Below are 1,481 nucleotides of genomic sequence, written 5' to 3'. Positions count from 1 at the left end.
CCTGTGGCTCATTGCTAGACACCACATCAGATAATAGTGAAGGATTAGTCAGTTTTTGCAGCCAATAAGCAAGTTGCTGTTCTATTACCTTTTCATTAAAGTATTTCCGCTGCCAGAGGGTAAAATCTGCGTACTGAACAGGTAATTCGGGTAGGGGTGAAGGTAAACCATTGGCAAAAGCTTCATAGAGTCTTCGTAACTCTTCCAACAAGAACCCAAATGAGCACCCATCCGTAATAATATGGTGCATATTTATTGTCAACCAATGCTCCTGTTGAGTTAATCGCAGCAACGTTGTCTTGATTAGAGGACAAGAAGCTAGATCAAAATGGTGCTGATATTCCAGAGCTGCAAGTCTTTCTGCTTCAGATGTTTGCTCTGTTTTAGGTAGGTTTTGTAAGTCTATAATCTTTAGTGGTATGGTCAGGGATGGGGTAATGATTTGTACGGGTTGACCTTCTACCACAGTAAAGGTTGTCCGTAATATTTCATGACGGCGAATAATCTCATTGAAGCTAGACTCCAACACGCTTGCAGAGAGGGAGCCAGTGAAACGTAAAACAAAAAAGCTGTTGTAGGCGCAACTTTCAGGAGCTGATTGTTGTAAACACCATATAGACTCTTGTGCAAAAGATAGTGGTATATGTGTGTCTCGTACTTGAGGGACAAGAGGTGGTAAGGTGTTCAATGTCATACCACTTGCACTCTGCTCCTGTACCTCTAGCTGACGAGCAGTTATCACTTGACTAAGCGCAGCTATAGTAGGTGCTGCAAATAGAGAACGCAAGGGAAGTTCGATCGCAAAACTTTCCCGAATGCGAGATATTACAGATGTTAGCAGGAGAGAGTGTCCCCCCAATTCAAAGAAGTTATCGTATATGCCTACCTTTTCCCGATGTAACACTGTACACCAGATTTCGGCTAGTTTTTCTTCTTGCCAAGTACGAGGTGCGACAAAAGCTGCTTCTAGTTCTGAATTTGTTATCTCTGGCTTTGGCAAAACTCGACGATCAACTTTACCATTAGGAGTCAGGGGTAAGGTTTTGAGCATCACAAAAGCAGATGGCATCATATATTCAGGCAGCTGTGGTTTGAGAAACTGACGCAATTCGCTACTAGCCAATGTTTCTGTTGTGCCAACAACATAAGCTGTTAAATATTTATTCCCTGGCTCATCTTCTCGGACAATTATCACCGCTTGCTGAACTTGAGGATGTTGGCTCAGTACCGTTTCAATTTCTCCCAGTTCAATCCGAGACCCGCGAATTTTAACTTGGTTGTCAATGCGTCCCAGAAATTCAACATTTCCATCTGGTAAATAACGAGCTAAATCACCAGTCTTATATAAGAGACAATTGGCTTGGAAAGGATGAGGAAGAAATTTTTGGGCTGTTAATTCTGGACGGTTGAAATAACCTCTAGCTAAACCTACACCACCAATATGTAATTCTCCAGGGATACCAATAGGAACAGGTTGCAAA

1 protein-coding gene is annotated in these 1,481 nt (G+C 42.3%); it reads right to left on the bottom strand.

The window, feature by feature from the left end; translation table 11 throughout:
* The coding region (locus tag AC5590_RS30945) for a condensation domain-containing protein (protein WP_169268986.1) at positions 1 to 1,481 on the bottom strand (1,481 nt) is incomplete at both ends.

It is taken from the genome of Brasilonema octagenarum UFV-OR1, assembly GCF_963888615.1.
In the GTDB taxonomy this organism is placed as follows: Bacteria; Cyanobacteriota; Cyanobacteriia; order Cyanobacteriales; family Nostocaceae; genus Brasilonema; species Brasilonema sennae.
The sequence above is the reverse complement of the archived record's forward strand: the minus strand, read 5'-3'. Positions and strand labels throughout refer to the sequence as shown.